The sequence below is a fragment of the Arthrobacter sp. TJ-263 genome (assembly GCF_058269155.1).
This window is the reverse complement of record NZ_JBZCNE010000002.1, coordinates 99,403-123,689: the sequence shown is the minus strand read 5'-3', so window position 1 is coordinate 123,689 and position 24,287 is coordinate 99,403. Positions and strand designations below refer to the sequence as shown.

Sequence of the window (24,287 nt, the reverse complement as noted above, 5' to 3'; positions counted from 1 at the left end):
GCGCCCGGGGCCCTTCCAGCCGTGCGGACCGCCGGCGGAAGGGTCCTCTGCAAATGCGAAGGTTGCGTGCAATGGCTCAGGACGGCACCCGGCCAGGACCGGGATCCACCGGCGGGAACGACGACGCCGGGCCCGCGAGCGGGACCGTGCTCCCGGGCCCCGCCCATGCCGGGGCGGACGACCTCGTCCAGCTCATCGACCACCACGGCGTCCGGCACCCGCACGGACACTACGACGCGCTCGTGGCCGACGTCGACGGCGCCGCGCTGCAGAGGCTCTACGAGGACATGGTGGTGGTGCGGCGCATCGACGCCGAGGCCACCGCGCTCCAGCGCCAGGGCGAGCTCGCCCTCTGGCCGCCGCTGCTGGGACAGGAGGCGGCGCAGATCGGGTCCGGACGCGCCCTGCGCTCCGACGACTTCGTGTTCTCCAGCTACCGGGAGAACGCCGTCGCGTACTGCCGCGGCGTGGACCTCGCCGACATCCTGCGGGTCTGGCGCGGCAACGCGTCCTCCGGCTGGGACCCCTACACGATCAACATGGCCACCCCCCAGGTGATCATCGGGGCGCAGACCCTCCACGCCACCGGGTACGCGATGGGCATCGTCAACGACGGCGCCGACTCCGTGGCCGTCGCCTACTTCGGCGACGGCGCCACGAGCCAGGGCGACGTCAACGAGGCCATGGTCTTCGCCGCGAGCTATCAGGCGCCGGTGATCTTCTTCTGCCAGAACAACCACTGGGCCATCTCCGAACCGGTAGGGCTGCAGGCGCACGTGCCGATCGCGCGCAGGGCGCCGGGCTTCGGCATCCCGTCGGTGCGCGTGGACGGCAACGACGTCCTCGCGTGCCTCGCCGTGACCCGGGAAGCCCTCGCCCGCGCCCGCTCCGGCGGCGGACCCACTTTCATCGAGGCCGTCACCTACCGCATGGGTCCGCACACGACGGCGGACGATCCCACGCGCTACCGGGACGCCAACGAACTCGAGGACTGGGCGGCGCGCGACCCGCTGGCCCGCCTCGCGACCCTGCTCGACTCCCTCGGCCTGCTGGACGCCGGGTACACGGACTCCGTGAAGGCCAGGGCCGACGCCGTGGCCGCCGAACTGCGGGAGGGCTGCCTGTCGATGCCCGAACCCGCGCCGTCGGACGTGTTCAAGCACGTGTACAGCACGCCGAACTCCTGGCTGGACCGCCAGCAGGACCACTACGAGCGCTACCTCGCCTCCTTCGCCCAGGCGCCCCAGGAAGGACCCCGCTGATGTCCACCATGACCTTCGGCCGCGCGATCACCGCCGGTCTCCGCCGCGCCATGGACGAGGACCCCAAGGTGATCCTCATGGGAGAGGACATCGGCAAGCTCGGGGGCGTCTTCCGCATCACCGACGGACTGCAGAAGGACTTCGGGCCGCACCGCGTCATGGACAGCCCGCTCGCCGAGGCCGGCATCATGGGCACCGCCGTCGGCATGGCGTACCGCGGGTACCGGCCCGTCGTCGAGATCCAGTTCGACGGTTTCATCTACCCCGCCTTCGACCAGATCGTCTGCCAGGTGGCCAAGCTGCACTACCGCACGCAGGGCGCCGTGAAGATGCCGATCACCGTCCGCGTGCCCTTCGGCGGCGGCATCGGATCCCCGGAGCACCACTCCGAGTCGCCCGAGGCCTACTTCACGCACACCTCAGGCCTGCGGGTGGTCAGCGTCTCCGACCCGCAGGACGCCTACACGATGATCCAGCAGGCCATCGCGAGCGACGATCCCGTCCTCTACTTCGAGCCCAAACGGCGCTACCACGTCAAGGGCGAGGTGGACGAGGGCGTGGATCCGGCGTCGTCGGACATGGGAGCCGCGCGCGTGGTCGCTCGTGGCACCGACGTCACGCTCGTGACCTACGGCCCGCTGGTCCCGACGGCCCGCGACGCCGCCGTCGCGGCGTCCGACGACGGCATCTCGATCGAGGTGATCGACCTGCGCTCGCTCGCACCGATCGACTTCGCGACGGTCGAGGCCTCGGTGCGGAAGACGGGCCGGCTCGTCGTCACGCACGAGGCCGCGCAGTCCGGCGGGCTCGGGGCGGAGATCGCCGCGAGCATCACCGAGCGGTGCTTCGACTACCTGGAGCACGCGCCCGTGCGCGTCACGGGCTTCGACATCCCCTACCCGTACTCGAAACTCGAATTCCACCACCTCCCGGACCTCGACAGGATCCTCGACGGAGTGGACCGTGCCCTGCGCCGGCCGAACTCCCTCAGCGGACTCGACCGCCCGGACAGCAGCCAGGGAGCAGGACAGTGACCGTGACCGCGTCGAGGACGAACACCAGGATCCGCGAGTTCCGCCTGCCCGACCTGGGGGAGGGGCTGACGGAGTCGGAGATCGTCCAGTGGCACGTCGCCGAAGGCGACACCGTGGAGCTCAACCAGATCATCGCCGACGTCGAGACCGCGAAGGCCGTCGTCGAACTGCCGTCGCCCTACGCCGGCGTGGTGGTGCGGCTGCACGAGGCGGCGGGAACCGTGGTCGACGTCGGAGCCCCCATCGTCTCGTTCGAGGTGGCGGCCGGGCCCGACGACGCCGTCCCGGTCCCGGCGTCGTCCCCCGACGAACCGGTGCCCGACGAGCCGGCGCCCGCCCGGCGTGAGCCGAACCTCGTCGGGTACGGAGCCGCGGTGGAGAAGGGCGGGCGCCCGCAGCGGCGTGGTCGTTCGCTCCCGGCGGCGAACGCCCCGCAGCCCCCTGCAGTCCTCCAACCGGCAGCGGCCCCGCAGCCACGCGAGCGGCCGCGGTCGACGCCGCCCGTCCGCAAGCTGGCGCGTGACCTCGGCCTCACCCTCGACACCCTGACGGGAACCGGTCCCGGCGCGCTCATCACCCGGGCGGACGTCCTGGCCGCACTCGCGGGAACCCCTTCGTCCGCGGCGGAGCCCGCCTCCCCGGGGCCCCACCCTCGGGCGGTCCGCTCGAGCACCGGAGAGATCCGGACGCCGATCCGTGGCATGCGGAAGCACACGGCCGCCGCCATGGTGGCCAGTGCGTTCTCGGCCCCGCATGCAACCGAGTTCCTCACCATCGACGTCACGCCGACCATGGAGCTGCTCGCGGAGCTGAAGGCGGGCCGCGCCTTCGAGGGCACCCGGGTGACGCCGCTGACCGTCGTGTCGAAGGCGGTGTGCATCGCGATCGCGCGCAATCCGACCCTCAACTCGTCGTGGGACGAGCAGGCGCAGGAGATCGTGCAGTACGCGGACGTGAACCTGGGGATCGCCGCCGCGACGCCGCGAGGGCTGCTCGTGCCGAACATCAAGGCCGCGCAGTCGCTGACCCTGAAGGACCTCGCGCAGGCCCTCGGTGCGCTGACCGAGACCGCACGTGCCGGCCGGACGCCGCCGGCAGATCTCGCGGGCGGCACGATCTCGATCACGAACATCGGTGTCTTCGGCATCGACGCCGGCACGCCGATCCTCAATCCCGGGGAGGCGGCGATCCTCGCGATGGGCGCCGTCCGCAGCACGCCCTGGGAGTACCGGGGCGAGATCGCCCTGCGCTCCGTGATGACGCTCAGCCTGTCCTTCGACCACCGGCTCGTGGACGGCGAGCAGGGTTCGCGCTTCCTGGCGGACGTCGGCACCATCCTCAGGAATCCGGCGATGGTCCTGACGATGGTGTGACGCGGTCCGACGAGTGGGCCGGGCGCTAGGAGAAGAGGTCGCGGTACCCGTCGGAGCGCTCGAGGTAGGGCTCCCACAGGATCGCGTCGGGGTCGGCGCCGCCGATCGCGGCAGCGAGCCGGTCCAGGTAGTAGTCCCAGCCCGGTCCTACGCTGCCGGCCAGCGCCGCTCCTACCGGCCCGTCGGGGACGGCCTGGGTGAAGGTGAGGGTGGTCGAGCCCGCTGCCTCGGTGAGCTCCAGGGTGTGCTGCCAGGTCACGCGCGGGCCGGATCCGTCGGCCGAGAACGGAGCACTGTCACGGCTGCGCACCACGAGCCGGCGCGGCGGCTCGCAGGCCTCCACGAGGTAGACCTCCTCGGGGACGTCGTCACCTTCGGCGGTCATCCGGAACACGACCTCGCCGGCGGCCGGGTCCCCGCTCCAGGTGCCGATCCAGCGCTCCATCCGCCGCGGCTCGGTGCAGGTGGCCCAGACGTCGGCGATCGGCGCGGCGAACGAGCGGGTGAGGACGAGCTGCTCCTCGCCGTCGCGTGTCGCGCGGCGGCCGAGCGGTGTGGTGTCCATGCGGTGTCCTCCTGGGAATCGGTGGGGCTACGGCAGTTCGAGGATGAGCTCCCTGACCACGGCGCCGCGGGCGGGAGCGAAGCCCTGCGTCTCGCCGACCTGCCGGAATCCCCAGCGCTCGAGGATGCGGATGGAGCTCACGTTGTCGGCGACCGCACGGGCCCGGATGGGCCGCTGCGTCACCTCGCTCAGGAACTGGCCGACGGCGGCGGTGGTGATGCCCTGCCCCCAGCGGGAACGGTCGATCCAGTAGCTGATCTCAGGTGTCTCGTCGTCGTGATAGGCGAGGATGCTGCCCACGACGTCGCCGTCGGAGAGGATGGTCCGCACCGTGATCCGGCTGTCGTTGAGGATGTCCTGCCAGTGGTTGTCGAACACCCCGCGGTCGGAGGGGTTCTTGGCGCCGAAGGCGGCCATGTGGTTGGCGCTCGGGTCCAGCTGGTGCGAGAAGAACTCGTCGAGGTCGGTGGCTTCAACGGGACGTAGCGTGATCACGGCGGTACCTTCAGTCGGTGGAGTGGCCGGGCGGTCGGCGCGGCGGGAACTTTTCGTGCTTCAGCGTACTAGGCGGCGCGGCCCGCGGAGCGGGTGGGACGCGGTCCCTCATACCGTCAGCGCCGCCCACGCCATCTGCTCCAGCAGGTCCCGGAACAGGGCCAGTTCACGCGCGGAGCTGGGTCGGTGGGTGGTGTGCGGGGTCGAGTTGATCAGCCCGAAGACGGCGTGCACCTTGCGGCGCAGCAGCGAGAGGTCGGCGTCCGGCCGATAGGCGGCGAGCTCGTCGACCCACACCTGCACGTAGGTGCGCTGCAGGGACCGCACGGCGCGCTGGTCGTCGGCCGCCAGCGCGCCGAGGTCGCGGTCCTGGACACGGATGACGTCGGCGTGGCTCACGGCGAACTCCACCTGGAACCGGATGAGGCCCTTCAGGGCCTCCTCGGGTGACGCGGCCGCCCCGGCGACCTCCCGTCCGCCGTCGAGCAGGTCCTCGCTGACCCCGGTGAGCAGGGCGGAGAGCACGGAGGGCTTGCCCGCGAAGTGCCGGTAGACGGCGGGCCCGCTCACGCCCGCTGCGGCGCCGAGGTCCTCGATGGACACACCGTTGTAGCCCCGTTCCGCGAACAGCTGGGCGGCGGCCTCCAGCAGCGCGGCACGCCGCGTGGCCTTCGCGATGCTCCGGCCGGTCACGCGCTCTTCGATGGGCGATGCCTCCATGCGGGTCCTCGTCTGCTGTGGTTCCGGTCTTGTCCAGGGGAACGTCTCCCTCATTCTGATGGACTTCCGGGTTAATGACCACTAACCTGAAACCGGTTAGCGCGTGCTAACTGAACCGTGCTCGAGGAAGTTGTCGATGGAGACCCTCACGTCGAAGGTGGATCCGCTCTCACCGGCGTTCACCGCGAACCATGCCGCCCAGACCGCGCTCGTCGAGGACCTCCGCTCGCGCCTCGCCACCGCCGCCCTCGGCGGGCCCGAACGGTCGCGCGAGCGGCACGTCGCCCGCGGCAAGCTCCTGCCGCGTGAGCGCATCGACCGGCTCCTCGACGACGGCAGCCCGTTCCTCGAGATCGCGCCGCTGGCCGCGAACGGCATGTACGACGACGAGTGCCCGGGGGCGGGCGTGATCGCCGGGATCGGCCTCGTGCACGGTCGCCACGTCCTCGTGATCTCGAACGACGCGACCGTCAAGGGCGGCACCTACTACCCGATGACGGTGAAGAAGCATCTCCGCGCACAGGAGATCGCCCTCGAGAACAACCTGCCGTGCGTCTACCTCGTGGACTCCGGCGGAGCGTTCCTGCCCCGCCAGGACGACGTGTTCCCCGACCGCAACCACTTCGGCCGCATCTTCTACAACCAGGCCACCATGTCCGCGCGCAAGATCCCGCAGATCGCCGCAGTGCTGGGGAGCTGCACCGCCGGCGGCGCCTACGTCCCCGCCATGAGCGACGAGACCGTGATCGTCCGCAACCAGGGCACCATCTTCCTGGGCGGACCACCGCTGGTGAAGGCCGCGATCGGCGAGGTGGTGACGGCCGAGGAGCTCGGCGGCGGCGAGGTGCACTCCCGGATCTCGGGCGTCACGGACCACCTGGCGGACAACGACCAGCACGCGCTCGAGATCGTCCGCGACATCATCGCCACCCTGCCGCCCGCCCCCATCGTGCCGACCGCGCCGGCCCCCGAGCCGGCCGTCGTGGAGGACGAGCTGTACGGGGCCGTGCCGACGGACGTCAACGCCTCCTACGACGCCCGCGAGATCATCGCGCGCATCGTCGACGGGTCGCTTCTCCACGAGTTCAAGCGCGAGTACGGCACCACGCTCGTCACGGGCTTCGCGACCATCCACGGCCACCGGGTGGGCATCGTCGCGAACAACGGCGTCCTGTTCAGCGAGTCCGCGCTCAAGGGAGCCCACTTCATCGAGCTCTGCGACCAGCGCGGCGTCCCCCTGGTCTTCCTGCAGAACCTCTCCGGCTTCATGGTCGGCAAGGACTACGAAGCCGGCGGCATCGCGAAGAACGGCGCCAAGATGGTCACCGCCGTGGCCACCGCGCGGGTGCCGAAACTGACGGTCGTGGTCGGCGGGTCCTTCGGCGCCGGCAACTACTCCATGTGCGGCAGGGCGTTCTCGCCGCGGTTCCTGTGGATGTGGCCCGCCAGCCGCATCTCCGTCATGGGAGGCAACCAGGCGTCCTCGGTCCTCGCCACCGTCCGCCGCGACCAGCTCGAGGCCCGCGGCGAGGAATGGGCGCTCGAGGACGAGGAGGCGTTCCGTGCGCCCATCCGCGACCAGTACGAGGCGCAGGGCAACCCCTACTACTCGACGGCGCGGCTCTGGGACGACGGCGTCATCGATCCCGCCGACACCCGCACCGTCCTCGGCCTCGCCCTCGAGGTCTGCGCCAATGCGCCCCTGCCCGATACCTCCTTCGGCCTCTTCCGGATGTGACCCGATGACCTCCAGCCCGACCTCCAGCCCGATCTCCAACCCGATCTCCAGCGCCATCCCCACCACGGCCGCATGGCCCTTCGACACCGTCCTCGTGGCCAACCGGGGGGAGATCGCCTGCCGTGTCATCCGCTCCGTCCGTGCGCTGGGCCTGCGCTCGGTCGCCGTGTACAGCGACGCCGACGCCGGTGCCCGGCACGTCCTCGAGGCGGACGTCGCCGTCCGTCTCGGTGCCGCAGCACCGTCGGAGAGCTACCTCTCCGTCCCCGCCGTCGTCGACGCCTGCCGCCGCACGGGAGCCGGGGCGGTGCACCCCGGGTACGGGTTCCTCAGCGAGAACGCCGCCTTCGCGGACGCGCTGCAGGAGGCCGGGATCGTCTTCATCGGCCCCAGCGTCCACTCCCTCGACGTCATGGGGGACAAGATCCGGTCCAAGAACCACGTGGCCGGGTTCGGGGTGCCGGTGGTCCCGGGCATCGCCGAGCCGGGACTGACGGATCCGGACCTCCTCCGCGCGGCCGACGACGTCGGGTTCCCCCTCCTCATCAAGCCGTCCGCGGGAGGCGGAGGCAAGGGCATGCACGCCGTCCACCGCGCCGAGGACCTGCCGGAAGTGCTCACGACCGCCCGCCGCGTCGCCGCCCGCGCCTTCGGCGACGACACCCTCTTCCTGGAACGCCTCATCGAGAGGCCCCGCCATATCGAGGTGCAGGTCCTCGCCGACACCCACGGCACCGTGATCCACCTCGGCGAGCGCGAGTGCTCGCTGCAGCGCCGCCACCAGAAGGTGATCGAGGAGGCGCCGTCGGCCCTGCTCGACGAGGCCACGCGCCGGAGGATCGGCGAGGCCGCGTGCAACGCCGCCCGCAGCGTGGACTACACGGGAGCAGGGACGGTCGAATTCCTCGTCTCCGATGCCGCACCGGACGAGTTCTTCTTCATGGAGATGAACACGCGCCTGCAGGTCGAGCACCCCGTCACGGAGCTCGTCACCGGGGTGGACCTGGTCGAGTGGCAGATCCGCGTCGCCGCGGGGGAGCGCCTGCCCCTCGCGCAGGACGACGTCGTCCTCACCGGCCACGCGGTCGAGGCGCGCGTCTACGCGGAGAACCCGGAGGCCGGCTTCCTGCCGTCCACGGGCAGCATCCTGGCGCTCGCCGAACCGGCGGGGGACGGCATCCGCGTGGACAGTTCGCTGCTGCCCGGCGGGACCGTCTCGTCGTCGTACGATCCGATGCTCGCCAAGGTGATCGCCTGGGGAACCGACCGTGCACAGGCGCTGGACCGCCTCGACGCGGCGCTCGCCGGCACCGTGGTGCTCGGTGTGGACACCAACATCGAGTACCTGCGCCTGCTGATCGGGGACGACGACGTCCGGGCCGGACACCTGGACACGACGCTGATCGAGCGGAAGCTCCCCGCGCTGGCCTTCCGGCACGTCTCCGCGCAGGACCTGGCGCTCGCCGCCGTCCTCCTCGTCGAGGGCGAGGGCGAGGCCGGGTCCGGACTGGGCAGCGGGTCCCCGTGGAGCCGCGGGGACGGCTTCCGCCTCGGCCCGGCGCGCCCGCGCTCCGTGCCACTCGAGTACGACGGCGGGACGGCGACCGTCTCGTTGCTGCGCCACGGCGCCGCCTGGACCGCGACGGTCGACGACGTGATCCCCGCCGTCCCGATCGCCGTCTCGGTCCAGGCGGGCGTGCCCGGCGCGACGATCGACGGCGTCCGGTCGCTCCGCCCGTACGCGGTCGAGGGGGACACCGTCTGGATCGGCGACGCCGGCTGGTCCACACGCATCCGCCGTCCCGGCCGCCGCGAACTCGTCGACGCCGCACGGTCCCGCATCACGCGGGAGGAGGGCGCCGCTGATCCGCTGGTCCGCAGCCCCATGCCCGGGACGGTCGTGTCCGTCGCGGTCGCGGACGGAGCCACGGTCGAGGCCGGCGACGTCCTCGTCGCCGTCGAGGCCATGAAGATGGAACACCAGCTCACCGCCGGCCTGTCCGGCGTCGTCCGCCTGTCCCTCAAGCCCGGGGACCTCGTGAAGGCACAACAGATCGTCGCGACCATCGAGGCCGCCACCACCTCCAAATCCAGCACCGCACCCGGTTCCACGGAAGGGAACGCAGCATGAACTTCGAACTGAGCGAGGAATACCAGAGCCTCGTGGATACCGTCCGCGAGTTCGCCGACGAGGTGGTGGCACCGGTCTCCGCCAAGCACGACGCCGAACACAGCTTCCCGTACGAGGTCGTCAAGCAGATGGGCGACATGGGCCTCTTCGGGCTCCCGTTCCCCGAGCAGTACGGCGGCATGGGCGGCGACTACTTCGCGCTCTGCCTGGCCCTCGAGCAGCTGGCCCGCGTGGACCAGTCGGTCGCCATCACGCTCGAAGCCGGTGTCTCCCTCGGGGCCATGCCCGTGTACCGGTTCGGCACCGAGGAGCAGAAGCAGCAGTGGCTGCCGTCCCTCGCGTCGGGTTCGGCCCTGGGCGGCTTCGGCCTCACGGAGTCCGAGGCAGGCTCGGACGCGTCCGGCACGAAGACGACCGCGAAGCTCGAGGAGGGGGTCGACGGTTCCGAGTGGGTGGTCAACGGCACGAAGGAATTCATCACCAACTCCGGCACCGACATCACCTCCCTGGTGACCGTCACGGCCGTCACGGGCACCTCCGAACGGCCCGACGGCACGGTGAAGAAGGAGATCTCCACCATCCTCGTGCCCACGGACACGCCCGGGTTCACCGCGGAGAAGGCCTACAACAAGGTGGGCTGGAACGCCTCCGACACGCACCCGCTGACCCTGAAGGACGTCCGCGTCCCGGAGGCGAACCTGCTCGGCACCCGCGGCCGCGGCTACGCCAACTTCCTGCAGATCCTCGACGAGGGCCGCATCGCCATCGCGGCACTCGCCACCGGCGCGGCCCAGGGGTGCGTGGAGCAGTCCATCCGGTACGCCGGGGAGCGCATGGCCTTCGGCAGCAACATCGGCGCCTACCAGTCCATCCAGTTCAAGATCGCCCGTATGCAGGTCCGCGCCCACACCGCGCGCCTCGCCTACTACGACGCCGCGTCCCGCATGCTCGCGGGCAAGCCGTTCAAGACGCAGGCGTCCATCGCGAAGCTCGTGGCCGGCGAGGCCGCCATGGACAACGCCCGCGATGCGACACAGATCTTCGGTGGTTACGGCTTCATCAACGAGTTCGTGGTGTCCAGGCACTACCGTGACTCGAAGATCCTCGAGATCGGTGAGGGGACCACCGAGGTCCAGCTCATGCTCATCGCGAGGGAACTCGGCCTCTAGGTCCATCCAGCCGACGACGGCGGCGACACGAAGGAGAAGCAGTGATCAACAAGGTGGTTGGCAGCGCGGCGGAGGCCGTGGCGGACATTCCCGACGGCGCGTCGCTCGCGGTCGGCGGGTTCGGCCTCTGCGGCATCCCGGCGACCCTGATCGGTGCCCTGCACGCGCAGGGGACGGCGGAGCTGGAGACGGTGAGCAACAACTGCGGCGTGGACGACTGGGGGCTCGGGATCCTCCTCTCCGACCACCGCATCCGCCGGACCATCAGCTCCTACGTCGGGGAGAACAAGGAGTTCGCCCGCCAGTACCTCGCCGGCGAGCTCGAGGTGGAGCTCACACCGCAGGGCACCCTCGCCGAGAAGCTGCGCGCGGGGGGCGCGGGCATCCCGGCGTTCTACACGACGGCTGGCGTCGGCACCCAGGTCAGCGAGGGCGGCCTGCCGCAGCGCTACGACGCCGAGGGGAACGTCGCCCTCGCTTCGGAACCCAAGGAGGTGCGGTCCTTCGACGGCGTCGACTACGTGCTCGAGGAGTCCCTGCGTCCGGACTACGCGCTGGTCCACGCGTGGAAGGGCGATCGCCACGGCAACCTCGTCTTCCACGCGACCGCCATGAACTTCAACCCGCTGTGCGCCCAGGCCGGGCGCATCACCATCGCGGAGGTGGAGGAGCTCGTCGAACCGGGCGAGCTCGACCCCGGCGAGGTCCACACGCCCGGCATCTTCGTCCAGCGCGTCGTCGTCGCGCCGGACCCCGAGAAGCGCGTCGAGAAGCGGACGGTCTCGCTGGCCGTACCCGCCGGATCCGCTGCACCCGCCGCCTCCGAAGGAGCATGACCATGGCACTGACACGCAACGAACTCGCGGCCAGGGTCGCGCAGGAGCTCGAGAACGGCCAGTACGTGAATCTCGGGATCGGCATGCCGACCCTCATCCCCAACTACATCCCGGACGGCGTCGAAGTGGTGCTGCACTCCGAGAACGGCATCCTCGGCGTCGGGCCGTACCCGGCGGAGGACGCCGTCGATCCCGACCTCATCAACGCCGGCAAGGAGACCGTGACCGCCAACGCCGGGGCCGCGTTCTTCGACTCCGCGTCCTCCTTCGGCATGATCCGCGGCGGGCACGTGGATGTCGCAGTGCTCGGCGCCATGGAGGTGGCACGGAACGGCGACCTCGCGAACTGGATGGTGCCCGGCAAGATGGTCAAGGGCATGGGCGGCGCCATGGACCTGGTGTTCGGGGCCAAGCGCGTGATCGTCATGATGGAGCACGTGGACCGTGCCGGGCGGCCGAAGATCGTCGAGTCCTGCTCCCTGCCGCTCACCGGCAAGGGCTGCGTCGACAGGATCATCACCGACCTCGCCGTCATCGACGTCGAGGCCGACGGCCTCGTGCTGCGCGAGACGGCGCCCGGCGTCAGCACCGACGACGTCCTCGCGGCCACCGGCGCGCCGCTGCGCGTGGAGCTCGGGGGAGCCGCGGCGTGAACGATCAGGAAAGCGGTGCTCGGGATCCCGCGCCGTTCAGGCACACTGTGATCGAGCAGCGCGGCCTGTACTTCGACGAGCTCGAGGTCGGGTCCGTGTATGCGCACCGGCCGGGCCGCACGCTCACCGAGGCCGACAACGTCCTGTTCACCACGCTCACCATGAACACGCAGGCGCTGCACCTGGACGCGGCGTGGTCGGCGGGGCAGCCGTTCGGGCAGCGGCTCGTGAACTCGATGCTGACCCTGGCGACGCTCGTCGGGCAGTCGGTGTCCCAGCTGACGCAGGGCACCATCGTGGCGCAACTCGGGCTCACCGACGTCGCCTTCCCGAAGCCGCTCTTCCACGGGGACACCCTGTACACCGAGACCGAGATCACCGGCGTGCGTCCGTCGTCGTCCCGACCGGGGCAGGGCATCGTCACCATGGCCCACACCGGGCGGAACCAGCACGCGGACGTCGTGGCGACGGCGACCCGCAGCGTGCTCATGTGGTCCTCGACGGCGCCCCGGGACGGCCTGGCATGAGCGCCACCGTCATCCCCATTGCACTGGGCCCGGCCCTGCTGTTCTGCCCGGCGGACCGCCCGGAACGCTACGGGAAGGCAGCAGACCGCTCCGACACCGTCATCCTCGACCTCGAGGACGCTGTCGCGCCGACGGCGAAGGACGCCGCTCGGGAGGCGCTCGTCGCGTCCGCCCTCGACCCCGAACGCACCGTGGTGCGTGTGAACGCCGTCGGCACACCTGATTTCGCACTCGACTGCGACGCCGTCCGCCGCACGCCCTACCGCACGGTCATGCTCGCGAAGACGGAATCGCCCGACGACGTCGCCGCCGTCCGAGGGGCGCTCGGCGCGGTGGACGTCATCGCACTGTGCGAGACCGCGCGGGGAGTCGTGAACGCGGTGGAGATCGCCCGCGCCGAGGGCGTCGTCGCTCTCATGTGGGGCGCCGAGGATCTCGTGGCCTCGCTCGGCGGGACATCGAGCCGGTATCCGGACGGTGCCTACCGTGCAGTGGCCCTCCACGCGCGCTCGCAGGTGCTGCTCGCCGCCGGGGCCGCGGACCGGAAAGCCATCGATGCCGTGTACGTGGACATCGCCGATCTCGAGGGCCTCGCGGCCGAGACCGACGACGCCGTCGCCTCGGGTTTCGCGGCGAAGGCCTGCATCCACCCCGGCCAGGTCGCGGTGGTCCGGGCAGCCTTCGCCCCTGCCGAGGCCGACGTGGCCTGGGCCCGCGAGCTGCTCGCTGCGGCCGAGAACGAGCGAGGGGTCTTCACCTTCGGGGGGCGCATGGTGGACGAACCGATCCTTCGCCACGCCCGGAGTGTCCTGGGCAGGGCGTCGGGCAGCTGACCGTTTCTGCCGCACATGCTGCGGCGCGGGTCGTGCTCCGCGGTGATCGTCGTCCGCCGGGGCTGGACGGCCCGGGGCCCGCGTGGACCGAGCCATCGCCCGCATCATCGATGCGGCGACAGGTGATCGGACGGCGCTGCGCTCGCCAGACCTGCCGTGGTGCCGCCGTCCGCCCGACTGTCAGAAGGGTGGCAGGGCTTCCGCGTCTGGCACCCGCCCAGTGCGCATCGCTGTCTCGAGCTCGTGCAGTATCCGGGCGGTCGCCGACGAGTGCGGGTCGCCCGGCGGCGGTTCGGGCGGCGTCGTATAGGTCCGACCACCCGGTGACAACCAGCTCAGGCCGCCGCCGGGATTGGGCATCGGCGTCCAGTCCGTCCGATGCTTCATCATGTGGTGCCGCTTGCAGGCGGGGTAGAGATTGTCCGCACTGGTGGATCCGTCGTCGGCCCAGGACACCAGATGATCGAGATCGCACCGGCTCGCGGGACGGGAACACCCGTAGAAGCTGCAGGTCTTCTCCCGGAGCTGCACCCAGGTCCGCAGGTCCTCGCTCGGGCGGTACCGGGTCCGGTCCAGACCGAGCACGGCACCCGTGTACGGATGGGTGAGCAGGCGCATCCACGACGTGGCGTCGGCAGCCAGATGGCGGGCCGCGTCGGCCGGGATCGGGCCGTAGCCCTCGAGCTCGGCCGGTTCCTCGGTGAGCCCCATCAGCGAGAACACCGGGACGGTGACCACGATCTTCGCCGTGGAAGGACGCACGCCCTGGCCGGCGCTGCTGCCCGCGGCGCCGCGCTGGCCGACATTGCTGCCCGCGGCGCCGCGCTGGCCGACATTGCTGCCCGCGGCGCCGCGCCCTTCGCTGCCTCCGCAACGGCAGCTGCCGTTGGTGGACGGCATCACGGCGGGCCGGCCGGCGCCGAGCAGCATGTCGGCCAGGACGTCGGCCCGCAGCTGCGGTAACGTCCGCGGGTCATCGCCACTGCGGAGCGTCCGGGCAACCGCGTCCACCGACGTGTGGAGCGCCAGGGCCTGTTCGGCCGGCAGATAGGCACTGAACCACGCCATGCCGTCGCGGTCCGGCTCGAACGCGACGCACCGGTCGGCCGCCGCTCTCACCCGGCGCACGGTCAGCGTCTCGGGGTGGAGCTTCTCCCTCAGCCGACGACACCGTGCGGTGAGTTTCGGCCGGTTCAGGCTGCCTGCGACCTTCAGGATTTCTGTCTCGAACGCGGGCACGGCCTCGTCGGGGAGGGTGCGGGACTGCTCCACGATGATCGACGCGCGCCCGGGGCAGATCGTGCCCTTCTCCAGGGCCGCCAATGTGGTCGTCAGGTCACCGGTCAACGCCAGCGACTCCGAGACGAGCCGTGCGGCGGACCCTTCGGACATCGTGAGCAGCGCTGCGGTCTCGGCGACCGTCTCGGTGAAGGCCAGGGACGAGGCAGAGCCCGACCAGGAATGATGGTCGGGATTGCTGAAGGTGTGGACCCGGGCGACCAAGCGGGCCCGCTGCGCGGCCGCCCATGACGTGAGCCGGTCCGCAGCCCGCACCAAATCGAGGATGGCGGCGAGACTGGAGGGATTGATCGCACCGCGCGCCGCGCCATCCAGGTGGCCGACGAGGCCGTACGGCGATGCATTCTCAATGCGCGCGCGGGCATGCTCGTCGACCCCGTCGTCGTTGAACTCCCCGTCAGAACCGAGGAACTCCTCGAACGCATCCACGGGCCAGCCCTCGAGCGCCTCGCTGTACGCGTCCTCGAGGGTCAGCAGCGCCGATCCGGTGGTCATGGCTCCAGCCAATCACCTCGCACGGACAAAATAAGGGGCCATCGCGGGCCCGGAAAAGCGCTGATTCTTGGACTTGAATGCCTGACCGCGGAGTGAAGAGGTCGACTGCCGTACACCCCGAACGACCACCACCGCGCAGCCTGGACGGTCAGCGTCGGCAGTCTGCGGGATACTGGGGCCATGGATTTCAGCAACCCCACCCGCGGGCACCGGCGCGTCACCATCCTCGGTTCGACCGGCTCGATCGGCACCCAGGCGCTCGACGTCATCGCCGCCGCCCCGGACCGCTTCAGCGTTGCGGGTCTCACGGCGGGTGGACGGAACCTCGGACTCCTCGCGCGCCAGGCCGTCGCCGTCCGTGCCGCCGCCGTCGGCGTCGCGTCCGGAACCGAAGCAGACCTCGAGCATGCCATCGCCCGCGCTGCCGACGACGCCGGTGTCACCGGCTACGCACCGCACCTGTTCGCCGGCGACCGCGCCGCAGCGGATGTCGCCGCCTGGCCTGACGCCGACGTCGTGCTCAACGGGATCACCGGGTCGATCGGGCTTGAGCCCACCCTCGCCGCGCTCGGCGCGGGGCACCTCCTCGCGCTCGCGAACAAGGAGTCGCTGATCGCCGGGGGAGCCCTGGTGCGGGCGGCGGCCGCCCCGGGGCAGCTCGTCCCGGTCGACTCCGAACACTCGGCGATCGCGCAGGCGCTCCGCGGGGGGACGGCGGACGAGGTGGACCGGCTCATCCTCACGGCGTCGGGCGGACCGTTCCGCGGCATGACCCGCGCGCAGCTGCAGCACGTGACCCCCAGCCAGGCCCTCGCCCACCCCACCTGGGACATGGGGCGCGTGGTCAGCACCAACTCGGCGTCCATGGTCAACAAGGCCCTCGAGCTGGTGGAGGCTCATCTCCTCTTCGACATCCCGCTGGAGCGCATCGACGTCGTCGTGCACCCGCAGTCCGTGATCCACTCGATGGTCCAGTTCGTCGACGGGTCCACCCTGGCGCAGGCTTCGCCGCCCGACATGCGCCTCCCGATCGCCCTGGGCATGGGCTGGCCGTTCCGCGTACCCGGGGCGGCGAGGGCCTGCGACTGGAGCCGCCCCGAGGAGTGGACCTTCGAGCCGCTCGACGACGACGCCTTCCCGGCCGTCGCCCTGGCCAAGCGGGCAGCAGCCGAGGGCGGCACCCGCATGGCCGTCTTCAACGCCGCGAACGAGGAGGCCGTGGATGCCTTTCACAGGGGGGTCATAGGTTTCACTGACATCGTGGACACGGTCTCCGCGGTCGTCGACGAGCAGCGTGCCCACGACCCGGGCACTGCCGGTGGCGAGCTCACCCTGGACGCCGTGCTGACGGCGGAGCGCTGGGCACGCCGGAGCGCCCGCGCCCGTTGTGGGCTCGAGGAGTCGTCCCTGCCGGACGGTGCAGGGGATATGCAAGGCCAGAAGGAAACGCTGTGACTGTTCTGCTGTTCATCATCGGAGTGCTCGTCGTCGTCGTCGGCATCGCCGCGTCGATCGCGCTGCACGAGGTGGGCCACCTGGTGCCCGCGAAACTCTTCCGGGTCCGCGTCACCCAGTACATGGTCGGGTTCGGCCCCACCCTCTGGTCGAGGCGCCGCGGCGAGACCGAGTACGGGCTCAAGGCGATCCCGGCCGGTGGCTACGTCGCCATGGTGGGCATGTTCCCGCCCGCGACGACGGAGGCCGGCGCCGTCCGCCAGTCCAGCACCGGCGTCTTCCAGCAACTGTCCGACGACGCGCGGCGCGCCGCTGCCGAGCAGCTCCAGCCCGGCGACGAGGACCGCGTGTTCTACAAGCTGCCCATCTGGAAGCGCATCATCATCATGCTCGGCGGGCCGCTCATGAACCTCCTGATCGGGACCGTGCTCTTCGCGGTCCTCATCATGGGCTTCGGCGCCGCCCAGGCCACCACCACGGTCTCCGAGGTGTACCGCTGCGTCGTGCCCGCCAGCCAGCAGGCAGCCACGGGCCAGACCGACTGCGGACCGGACGACCCCGCCGCACCGGCGTTCGAGGCGGGCCTGGAACCCGGCGACCGCGTCGTCGCCTTCGACGGCCGGGAGGTCACCGACTGGGACGAGCTGTCGGGCTGGATCAGGGACGCCGCCGGGCGCGAGGTCGCCATCTCCTACGTCCGCGACGGCGAGACCATCGACTCCAGGATCACGCCGCTGCTGACGGAACGGCCCGTTGCGGCGGAGGACGGCACGCCGGCGGTCGACGACGACGGCACCGCGCTGACCCAGGAGGTCGGCTTCATCGGCGTCGGCTCCACGCAGGAGCTCGTGCCCCAGCCGGCCACCGAGGTGCTGCCCGCCGTCGGCGACTCCCTGACGCGCGTGGCCGGCGTGGTGCTGAACCTGCCGCAGCGCGTGGTCGAGGTGGGCCAGGCGGCGTTCTCGGACGCCCCCCGCGACCCCGAGGGGCCCATCAGCGTGGTCGGCGTCGGCCGGATCGCAGGGGAGATCTCCGCGATGGAGGAGGTCCCCGTGGCCTCCCGCGCCGCGACCCTCATCGGACTCGTCGCGGGCGTGAACCTCGCCCTGTTCGTGTTCAACCTGATCCCGCTCCTGCCGCTCGACGGCGGCCACGTGGCAGGGGCCCTGTGGGAGGGGCTCCGCCGCGGCATCGCCCGCCTGTTCAAGCGCCCGGATCCGGGACCGTTCGACATGGCGAAGCTGCTACCCCTCACCTACGCCGTCGCGATCCTGCTCATGGGCATGGGCGTCCTGCTGATCTACGCCGACATCGTGAAGCCGGTCGATCTCTTCGGCTGATCGGTTGTAAATTGAAATTCAACCCCATACGGTTGAAGAATGTTCGTCCTCACGATCGATCAGGCCGCAAGCCGCACCTCCCCGGACCGGATCCCCAAGTTGCTGGACCTGCTGCAGCCCTTCCGGGCCGTGCTCCCCTGGGAGCGCTCGGTGGGGGACGAGGCGCAGGGCGTCCTGGCCGATCCGGCCGACGTCGTCGACGCCGTGCTGCTCTGCCTGCGCGCGGGGGGCTGGTACGTGGGGATCGGCGTCGGCGGGGTCGAGGAGCCGTTCCCGTCCTCTCCACGGGAGGGCCGCGGCTCCGCGTTCGTCGCCGCCCGGAAGGCCGTGGACCGCGCCAAGAAGACCGGTGACCGCGCGCCGCTGGCCGTCGAGGGGCCGGACGGCCGAACCGACGTGGCAGCGGAGGCCGAGGGCGTGCTCGCGCTGCTCGGCCGGCACGTCATCGCGCGGTCCGAGGCGGAGTGGCGCATCCTCGATCTGCTGCAGCCCGGCGAGCGCGGTACCCAGACCGTCGTCGCGCGGAGCCTCGGCATCAGTCCGCAGGCCGTGAGCAAGGCGGCCGCCCGCGCGGCCTGGCACGAGGAACGCGCGGTCCGCCACGCGGCCGCACGCCTCCTGGCCTGGACCGACCGGCCAGGTTGAGTCCTGGCTCCGCAGGGGGTGGCGTGCGGTAGACATGACGGACGACGGTGAGCGACACGGTCGACGACGGTTCGGGAGGCATCGGTGGACGCACTGTGGATCGCGGTGGCCCTCGTCGCAGCGGGAGGCCTGGGCTCGCCCGTCACTATGCTCGTGCTGCGCCTGGCGCGATCGGTGGACACCGCGGAACGGCGCCGGGAACTCCCCGAGCCCGCGGACCAGCCGCAGCTCGAACTCCCGGAGCCCCCGGCCCACCCGCCCCAGGCTCCGATCGACGCGCTGCCCCCGGGCGTGCTCCGCGGCGGACTGGTCATCGGCGTGCTCGAGCGACTCTCCGTCACCCTCGCGATCCTCGGCGGCGAGCCCGTCGCCATCGCCTATGTCGTGGCGGTCAAGGCCCTCGGACGCTACGCCGAGCTGAAGGAGACCCCTGCCGCGGCGGAACGGTTCATCATCGGCACGCTGACCTCCCTGCTGTGGGCCGCCGGCGTCGCGACGATCGTCAAGGTCTACCTGCTGGGAGTCACGTAGGGTGAAACCCATGAGTATCTACGCCGTCGAGTACGTGTACAACCCCGACCATGACCACCTCCGTGCCGAGCACCGGCCGGCACACCGCCAGTGGCTCGAAGGACTCGTCGGCGACGGCCGCGTCCTCGCCTCGGGTCCCTTCGCCGACGGCACCGGGGCGCTCCTGCTCTTCGCCTCCGAGACCGAGGCGGACCTCAACCAGCTCGTGAGCGAGGACCCGTTCGCACAGGCCGGGGCGATCTCCGCCGTCAAGACCACCGCCTGGAACCCCGTGATCGGAGCCTTCCGGGACCTCGTGTGACCTGTGTCCCGGCAGGACGACGCAGCGCCACGCCGGGTGGATAATGAAATCAAGTATGTCGTCACACGTGCGGCCAGGGCCGCCAGCATGGAGGATGTTTTGACCTCGGTCAACCTAGGAATGCCAGCAGCACCGCCGCCCGTCCTCGCTCCCCGGCGCAAGACCCGCCAGATCAAGGTCGGCTCGGTGGGCGTGGGATCCGATTCCCCGATCAGCATCCAGTCCATGACGACGACGCCGACCACCGACATCAACGCGACGCTCCAGCAGATCGCCGAACTGACGGCCACCGGCTGCGACATCGTCCGGGTCGCCTGCCCCTCGGCGGACGACGCCGCGGCGCTGCCGATCATCGCGAAGAAGTCGCAGATCCCGGTGATCGCGGACATCCACTTCCAGCCGAAGTACGTGTTCGCCGCGATCGACGCCGGTTGCGCGGCCGTCCGCGTCAACCCGGGCAACATCCGCAAGTTCGACGACCAGGTCAAGCAGATCGCCGACGCCGCGAAGGCCGCCGGGACCTCGATCCGCATCGGCGTGAACGCCGGGTCGCTCGATCCGCGCCTCATGGAGAAGTACGGGAAGGCCACCCCGGAAGCGCTCGTCGAATCCGCCGTCTGGGAGGCGTCCCTGTTCGAGGAGCACGACTTCCACGACTTCAAGATCTCCGTGAAGCACAACGACCCCGTGATCATGGTCCGGGCCTACGAGCTCCTGGCCGAGCGCGGCGACTGGCCCCTGCACCTCGGCGTGACCGAGGCCGGGCCCGCCTTCCAGGGCACCATCAAGTCCGCCACCGCGTTCGGCGCGCTCCTGTCCAAGGGCATCGGCGACACCATCCGCGTGTCCCTCTCCGCGCCGCCGGTCGAGGAGATCAAGGTGGGCAACCAGATCCTGCAGTCCCTCAACCTGCGCCCCCGCAAGCTCGAGATCGTGTCCTGCCCCTCGTGCGGCCGGGCGCAGGTCGACGTCTACACCCTCGCCGAGGAAGTGACCGCCGGCCTCGAAGGCATGGAGGTCCCGCTGCGCGTGGCCGTGATGGGCTGTGTCGTCAACGGACCCGGTGAAGCCCGCGAGGCCGATCTCGGTGTCGCCTCCGGTAACGGCAAGGGACAGATCTTCGTCCGGGGCGAGGTCATCAAGACCGTGCCCGAGGACCAGATCGTAGAGACGCTGATCGAGGAAGCCATGCGGCTCGCGGAGGAGATGGGGGAGGCTGATGGCGAAACTGCTGGCCAGGGTGGCCCCATGGTTACCGTTAGCTAGGCCCCAGCCCGACCCGGAAGGGCCGTGGTCCTTCCGGGTGCTCGGCGAGGAGGACACCCCGGACCTCTGGACCCTCGTCAACGCGGATCCCGTGGCCAACGTCTTCGTCGCCTCGCACCTCGAAGTCACAGGCAGCGCCGCGCCGTCGTTCGCCGGCGGCGAGGTCATCGGTATGTTCCGCCACCACGAGCTCCGCGCCGCCTGCTGGGCCGGCGTCAACCTCGTCCCGGTGGGCGTGACGGACGAGACCGGTGCCATCTTCGGTGACCACCTCGGCCGGTCGGGGCGCACCTTCTCCTCGATCTTCGGCCTGTCCGAGGGTGTCATGGACCTGTGGTCCACCCTCGAGGACTACAGCGCCGAGCCGTTCGACGTCCGGCCCACCCAGCCCCTCATGGCCATCGACACGGACCCCCTCATCAGCCCCGCTCCCGATCTGCGCTTCACGCGCCCTGATGAGCTCGACCGCCTCCTGCCCGCCTGCGCCGCGATGTTCGAGGAGGAAGTGGGCTACTCGCCGTTCATCGGAGGGTCCGACCACTACCGCCGGCGGGTCGCCTCGCTGATCGGCCGCCGGCATTCGCTCGCGGCGTTCGACGACGACGGCACCGTGATCTTCAAGGCCGAGCTCGGCACCGTGTCCTCGCAGGCGGTCCAGGTGCAGGGAGTCTGGGTGAACCCCGATCACCGGGGCAGGGGACTCAGCGCCGCCTACATGGCCGGCGTCGTCGTCGCCGCCCGCTCCCTGGCACCCACCGTGAGCCTCTACGTGAACTCCTACAACGCGCGCGCCATCGCGGCGTACAAGCGCGTGGGATTCGAGCAGGTGGACACCTTCGCGACGATCCTCTTCTGAGGGCGGGTCCTCCGCGCAGGTGACGGCGGCGGGGCAGGCGGACCGGCTAGATTGGTACCTGTTGTTTCCCGCCGGACGGCGGGGGAGTGAATGGCAGTGCTCGATTCAGCAGTGCTCGATGAATACGAACGGACACCCGCGTGGTCTTACGACTCTCCACCCTTTTCCTGCGCACCCTGCGTGAAGATCCAGCCGACGCCGAAGTCGCCAGCCACCGCCTGCTGGTCCGGGCCGGCTACATCCGGCGCGCTGCCCCGGGCATCTACAGCTGGCTGCCCCTGGGCCTGAAGGTCCTCGCACGCGTGGAGGGCATCATCCGTGAGGAGATGGAGGCCATGGGCGCCCAGGAGGTCCACTTCCCGGCGCTGCTGCCCAAGGAGCCCTACGAGGCGACGAACCGCTGGACGGAGTACGGCGAGGGCCTGTTCCGGCTCCAGGACCGCAAGGGCGCGGACTACCTCCTGGCGCCGACGCACGAGGAGATGTTCACGCTGCTCGTGAAGGACCTGTACAGCTCGTACAAGGACCTGCCGCTGAACCTGTTCCAGATCCAGACCAAGTACCGCGACGAGGCACGCCCACGGGCCGGGCTCCTCCGGGGCCGCGAGTTCATCATGAAGGACTCCTACTCCTTCGACATCGACGACGAGGGCCTCGAGGCCAGCTACCAGCTGCACCGGGCGGCCTACCTGCGGATCTTCGAGCGGCTGGGCCTCGAGGTGATCCCCGTGACGGCGACCGCCGGAGCGATGGGCGGATCGAAGAGCGAGGAGTTCCTGCACCCGACGCCCATCGGCGAGGACACCTTCGTCCGCTCGGCGGGCGGCTACACCGCGAACGTGGAGGCCGTCACGACCGTGGTCCCGGACGCCGTGGACTACTCCGACGCTCCTGCGGCCGAGGTGCGGGACACCCCCGACACGCCGACCATCGACACGCTGGTGGCCGGTGCGAACACCGTGGTCCCCCGCGGGGACCGGCCCTGGACGGCCGCCGACACCCTGAAGAACGTCGTGCTCGCCGCCGTCCTGCCCACCGGGGAGCGCGAGATCGTCGTCGTCGGCGTGCCCGGCGACCGCACCGTGGACCTCAAGCGCATCGAGGCGAACATCGCGGGCCACCTGGAGACCGGCGGGGAGGTGGCCGTCGAGGCCGCCACCGACGAGGACCTCAGGAAGCAGCCGGGCCTCGTGAAGGGCTACATCGGCCCGGGCCTGACGCCGGACGCCGCCGTCCTCGGTGCCGGGTCCACCACGGGCCTGCGGTACCTCGTGGACCCCCGCGTGGTCAGCGGCACCCCGTGGATCACCGGCGCCAACGAGCACGGGAAGCACGTGTTCGGCCTGGTCGCCGGCCGCGACTTCACCTGGGACGGCGTCGTCGAGGCCGTCGAGGTGCGCGAGGGCGACGAGGCACCCGACGGCTCCGGGCCCCTGGTCGCGGCCCGCGGCATCGAGATGGGCCACATCTTCCAGCTCGGGCGGAAGTACGCCGACGCGCTGGGCCTGAAGGTCCTCGACCGCAACGGCAAGCTCGCCACGGTCACCATGGGCTCCTACGGCGTCGGCGTGACACGCGCCCTCGCCGCCCTCGCCGAAGCGAACCATGACGACCGCGGCATCATCTGGCCCCGCAACGTCGCGCCCGCCGACGTGCACATCGTCGCCACGGGCAAGGGGACCGAGGTGTTCGAGGCCGCCGAGAAGCTCGTGGCCGAGCTCGAGTCCTCCGGCCTGACCGTGCTGTACGACGACCGTCCCAAGGTCTCCCCTGGGGTGAAGTTCGGCGACGCCGAGCTCATCGGCGTGCCCACCATCGTGGTCGTCGGGCGCGGGCTCGCGGACGGCGTGCTCGAGGTCAAGGACCGGCGCACGGGCGAGGCGCAGAACGTGGCCGTCGACCAGGCCGCCGCGCTGCTGCGCGAACTCACCGCGCACTGACCTTGGGGGGTTCGGGACTCGAGGAGCTGCACCTCGCCACGATCCTGCTGGTGCTCGTCGCCGGGTTCGCCGCCGGCTGGGTGGACGCCGTCGTCGGCGGGGGCGGCCTGCTGCAGCTCCCGGCACTGCTCCTCGTGCCCGGCATCGCGCCCGTGGAGGCCCTGGCCACCAACAAGATGGGGTCCATCTTCGGGACGACGACGAGCGCCGTCACCTACTACCGGCGCGCCCACCCGGACCTGCGGACGGCGCTGCCGATGGCGGGGGTCGCGCTGCTCGGCAGCTTCGGCGGGGCCGTCCTCGCGTCGTCGCTGCCCTCGTCGGTCTTCAAGCCGATCATCGTGGTGGCGCTCGTCGGCGTCGCGGTGTTCACCGCCCTGAAGCCCTCCGTCGGGACGCTCACCAGGCTGCGGTACGAGGGCGCCCGGCACTACGGGACGGCGTGCGCCATCGGCCTCGTCATCGGCTTCTACGACGGGCTGATCGGCCCCGGCACCGGGTCCTTCCTGATCATCGCGATGGTCACGCTGCTGGGCTACAACTTCCTCGGTGCCAGCGCCAAGGCCAAGATCGTGAACATGGCGACCAACTTCGGAGCCCTTCTGTTCTTCCTGCCCAACGGGTCCCTCCTGTGGGGCCTCGGGCTGCTGCTCGGCGTCGCCAACATGGCCGGCGGCTACACCGGGTCCCGCATGGCGATCAGCCAGGGCAGCCGGTTCATCAGGATCGTGTTCCTCCTGGTCGTCGGTGCCCTGATCGTCAAGCTCGGCTACGACGTCTGGGTCGAGAACCTCCGCCCGCTGGTCGCCGGAGGCTGACGCCC

23 protein-coding genes are annotated in these 24,287 nt (G+C 70.8%); 19 read left to right on the top strand and 4 right to left on the bottom strand.

Annotation, left to right across the window (positions count from 1 at the left end):
* The first annotated feature begins 71 nt into the window (after positions 1-71).
* The 3 genes from pdhA to AC4D2F_RS11220 are packed head-to-tail and all read left to right on the top strand — an operon-like array spanning position 72 to position 3,669.
* Positions 72-1,262: a pyruvate dehydrogenase (acetyl-transferring) E1 component subunit alpha gene (gene pdhA / locus AC4D2F_RS11230; RefSeq protein ID WP_258069944.1), complete on the top strand. Its 1,191-nt coding sequence runs from the start codon at positions 72-74 to the stop codon at positions 1,260-1,262.
* Positions 1,262-2,296: an alpha-ketoacid dehydrogenase subunit beta gene (locus tag AC4D2F_RS11225; RefSeq protein ID WP_490910643.1), complete on the top strand. Its 1,035-nt coding sequence runs from the start codon at positions 1,262-1,264 to the stop codon at positions 2,294-2,296. Before pdhA ends, AC4D2F_RS11225 begins: the two co-directional genes overlap by 1 nt.
* 2 nt (positions 2,297-2,298) lie before the next feature.
* A complete protein-coding gene (locus AC4D2F_RS11220) occupies positions 2,299-3,669 on the top strand; it encodes a dihydrolipoamide acetyltransferase family protein (protein WP_490910642.1) in 1,371 nt (456 codons plus the stop codon).
* A gap of 25 nt (positions 3,670-3,694) precedes the next feature.
* Here AC4D2F_RS11220 and AC4D2F_RS11215 read toward each other — a convergent pair whose 3' ends face one another.
* The 3 genes from AC4D2F_RS11215 to AC4D2F_RS11205 all read right to left on the bottom strand — a co-directional run bounded on the left by AC4D2F_RS11215 (position 3,695) and on the right by AC4D2F_RS11205 (position 5,449).
* Positions 3,695-4,234, bottom strand: coding sequence for an SRPBCC domain-containing protein (locus tag AC4D2F_RS11215; RefSeq protein WP_490910641.1), 540 nt, complete (start codon positions 4,232-4,234; stop codon positions 3,695-3,697).
* A 27-nt stretch (positions 4,235-4,261) separates the two neighbouring features.
* Positions 4,262-4,729 carry a GNAT family N-acetyltransferase gene (locus AC4D2F_RS11210; protein WP_104168293.1) on the bottom strand — a complete coding sequence of 156 codons (468 nt, stop codon included), beginning with the start codon at positions 4,727-4,729 and terminating at the stop codon, positions 4,262-4,264.
* A 108-nt stretch (positions 4,730-4,837) separates the two neighbouring features.
* The gene (locus AC4D2F_RS11205; RefSeq protein ID WP_490910640.1) at positions 4,838-5,449 is read right to left on the bottom strand and encodes a TetR/AcrR family transcriptional regulator; all 612 of its coding nucleotides are present in this window, start codon (positions 5,447-5,449) and stop codon (positions 4,838-4,840) included.
* 136 nt (positions 5,450-5,585) lie between these two features.
* Between AC4D2F_RS11205 and AC4D2F_RS11200 the strand changes: the two genes are divergently transcribed.
* From AC4D2F_RS11200 to AC4D2F_RS11170, 7 genes are read left to right on the top strand one after another with little or no spacing between them, the layout of a single operon-like run.
* Entirely contained in the window at positions 5,586-7,187 is a 1,602-nt protein-coding gene (locus AC4D2F_RS11200; protein ID WP_490910639.1) for a carboxyl transferase domain-containing protein, read from the top strand.
* A 4-nt stretch (positions 7,188-7,191) separates the two neighbouring features.
* Positions 7,192-9,318, top strand: coding sequence for an acetyl/propionyl/methylcrotonyl-CoA carboxylase subunit alpha (locus AC4D2F_RS11195; protein WP_490910638.1), 2,127 nt, complete (start codon positions 7,192-7,194; stop codon positions 9,316-9,318).
* Positions 9,315-10,487, top strand: coding sequence for an acyl-CoA dehydrogenase family protein (locus AC4D2F_RS11190; protein ID WP_490910637.1), 1,173 nt, complete (start codon positions 9,315-9,317; stop codon positions 10,485-10,487). Before AC4D2F_RS11195 ends, AC4D2F_RS11190 begins: the two co-directional genes overlap by 4 nt.
* Before the next feature lie 41 nt (positions 10,488-10,528).
* Positions 10,529-11,323, top strand: coding sequence for a CoA transferase subunit A (locus AC4D2F_RS11185; protein WP_490910636.1), 795 nt, complete (start codon positions 10,529-10,531; stop codon positions 11,321-11,323).
* A gap of 2 nt (positions 11,324-11,325) precedes the next feature.
* The gene (locus tag AC4D2F_RS11180) at positions 11,326-11,976 is read left to right on the top strand and encodes a CoA transferase subunit B (RefSeq protein WP_490910635.1); all 651 of its coding nucleotides are present in this window, start codon (positions 11,326-11,328) and stop codon (positions 11,974-11,976) included.
* Complete coding sequence (locus AC4D2F_RS11175) at positions 11,973-12,503, top strand: MaoC family dehydratase (RefSeq protein WP_104168286.1); 531 nt, start codon at positions 11,973-11,975, stop codon at positions 12,501-12,503. Before AC4D2F_RS11180 ends, AC4D2F_RS11175 begins: the two co-directional genes overlap by 4 nt.
* Complete coding sequence (locus AC4D2F_RS11170) at positions 12,500-13,336, top strand: HpcH/HpaI aldolase/citrate lyase family protein (RefSeq protein ID WP_490910634.1); 837 nt, start codon at positions 12,500-12,502, stop codon at positions 13,334-13,336. The genes AC4D2F_RS11175 and AC4D2F_RS11170 overlap by 4 nt, the downstream gene beginning before the upstream one ends.
* Before the next feature lie 180 nt (positions 13,337-13,516).
* Here AC4D2F_RS11170 and AC4D2F_RS11165 read toward each other — a convergent pair whose 3' ends face one another.
* Positions 13,517-15,130: an HNH endonuclease signature motif containing protein gene (locus AC4D2F_RS11165; RefSeq protein WP_490910633.1), complete on the bottom strand. Its 1,614-nt coding sequence runs from the start codon at positions 15,128-15,130 to the stop codon at positions 13,517-13,519.
* 180 nt (positions 15,131-15,310) lie between these two features.
* On the opposite strand from AC4D2F_RS11165, the gene dxr reads away from it, so the two are divergent.
* The 9 genes from dxr to AC4D2F_RS11120 all read left to right on the top strand — a co-directional run bounded on the left by dxr (position 15,311) and on the right by AC4D2F_RS11120 (position 24,282).
* Positions 15,311-16,585 carry a 1-deoxy-D-xylulose-5-phosphate reductoisomerase gene (dxr, locus tag AC4D2F_RS11160; protein WP_490910632.1) on the top strand — a complete coding sequence of 425 codons (1,275 nt, stop codon included), beginning with the start codon at positions 15,311-15,313 and terminating at the stop codon, positions 16,583-16,585.
* Entirely contained in the window at positions 16,582-17,925 is a 1,344-nt protein-coding gene (locus AC4D2F_RS11155; protein WP_490910631.1) for a M50 family metallopeptidase, read from the top strand. Before dxr ends, AC4D2F_RS11155 begins: the two co-directional genes overlap by 4 nt.
* Positions 17,926-17,964: 39 nt before the next feature.
* Positions 17,965-18,570 (top strand): MarR family transcriptional regulator, encoded by a 606-nt coding sequence (locus AC4D2F_RS11150; RefSeq protein ID WP_490910630.1) that lies wholly within the window; start codon positions 17,965-17,967, stop codon positions 18,568-18,570.
* 84 nt (positions 18,571-18,654) lie between these two features.
* Positions 18,655-19,101 (top strand): hypothetical protein, encoded by a 447-nt coding sequence (locus AC4D2F_RS11145; RefSeq protein ID WP_490910629.1) that lies wholly within the window; start codon positions 18,655-18,657, stop codon positions 19,099-19,101.
* A gap of 10 nt (positions 19,102-19,111) precedes the next feature.
* On the top strand, positions 19,112-19,402 hold the full coding sequence (locus AC4D2F_RS11140; protein ID WP_104168787.1) for a YciI family protein: 291 nt from the start codon (positions 19,112-19,114) through the stop codon (positions 19,400-19,402).
* Between the two features lie 99 nt (positions 19,403-19,501).
* Positions 19,502-20,668: a flavodoxin-dependent (E)-4-hydroxy-3-methylbut-2-enyl-diphosphate synthase gene (ispG, locus tag AC4D2F_RS11135; RefSeq protein ID WP_247828630.1), complete on the top strand. Its 1,167-nt coding sequence runs from the start codon at positions 19,502-19,504 to the stop codon at positions 20,666-20,668.
* A complete protein-coding gene (locus AC4D2F_RS11130) occupies positions 20,622-21,524 on the top strand; it encodes a GNAT family N-acetyltransferase (RefSeq protein ID WP_490910628.1) in 903 nt (300 codons plus the stop codon). The genes ispG and AC4D2F_RS11130 overlap by 47 nt, the downstream gene beginning before the upstream one ends.
* A gap of 140 nt (positions 21,525-21,664) precedes the next feature.
* Positions 21,665-23,464 (top strand): proline--tRNA ligase, encoded by a 1,800-nt coding sequence (locus tag AC4D2F_RS11125; RefSeq protein WP_490910627.1) that lies wholly within the window; start codon positions 21,665-21,667, stop codon positions 23,462-23,464.
* 2 nt (positions 23,465-23,466) lie between these two features.
* Complete coding sequence (locus AC4D2F_RS11120; RefSeq protein ID WP_490910626.1) at positions 23,467-24,282, top strand: sulfite exporter TauE/SafE family protein; 816 nt, start codon at positions 23,467-23,469, stop codon at positions 24,280-24,282.
* Positions 24,283-24,287: the final 5 nt, after the last annotated feature.

What these genes read in the sequence shown, in the direction of transcription:
- pdhA (WP_258069944.1), top strand. Translation starts at nt 72, where the DNA reads ATGGCTCAGGACGGCACCCGGCCAGGACCGGGATCCACCGGCGGGAAC.
- AC4D2F_RS11225 (WP_490910643.1), top strand. Translation starts at nt 1,262, where the DNA reads ATGTCCACCATGACCTTCGGCCGCGCGATCACCGCCGGTCTCCGCCGC.
- AC4D2F_RS11215 (WP_490910641.1), bottom strand. Translation starts at nt 4,234, where the DNA reads ATGGACACCACACCGCTCGGCCGCCGCGCGACACGCGACGGCGAGGAG.
- AC4D2F_RS11205 (WP_490910640.1), bottom strand. Translation starts at nt 5,449, where the DNA reads ATGGAGGCATCGCCCATCGAAGAGCGCGTGACCGGCCGGAGCATCGCG.
- AC4D2F_RS11200 (WP_490910639.1), top strand. Translation starts at nt 5,586, where the DNA reads ATGGAGACCCTCACGTCGAAGGTGGATCCGCTCTCACCGGCGTTCACC.
- AC4D2F_RS11195 (WP_490910638.1), top strand. Translation starts at nt 7,192, where the DNA reads ATGACCTCCAGCCCGACCTCCAGCCCGATCTCCAACCCGATCTCCAGC.
- AC4D2F_RS11190 (WP_490910637.1), top strand. Translation starts at nt 9,315, where the DNA reads ATGAACTTCGAACTGAGCGAGGAATACCAGAGCCTCGTGGATACCGTC.
- AC4D2F_RS11180 (WP_490910635.1), top strand. Translation starts at nt 11,326, where the DNA reads ATGGCACTGACACGCAACGAACTCGCGGCCAGGGTCGCGCAGGAGCTC.
- AC4D2F_RS11170 (WP_490910634.1), top strand. Translation starts at nt 12,500, where the DNA reads ATGAGCGCCACCGTCATCCCCATTGCACTGGGCCCGGCCCTGCTGTTC.
- AC4D2F_RS11165 (WP_490910633.1), bottom strand. Translation starts at nt 15,130, where the DNA reads ATGACCACCGGATCGGCGCTGCTGACCCTCGAGGACGCGTACAGCGAG.
- dxr (WP_490910632.1), top strand. Translation starts at nt 15,311, where the DNA reads ATGGATTTCAGCAACCCCACCCGCGGGCACCGGCGCGTCACCATCCTC.
- AC4D2F_RS11150 (WP_490910630.1), top strand. Translation starts at nt 17,965, where the DNA reads ATGTTCGTCCTCACGATCGATCAGGCCGCAAGCCGCACCTCCCCGGAC.
- AC4D2F_RS11140 (WP_104168787.1), top strand. Translation starts at nt 19,112, where the DNA reads ATGAGTATCTACGCCGTCGAGTACGTGTACAACCCCGACCATGACCAC.
- AC4D2F_RS11130 (WP_490910628.1), top strand. Translation starts at nt 20,622, where the DNA reads ATGGCGAAACTGCTGGCCAGGGTGGCCCCATGGTTACCGTTAGCTAGG.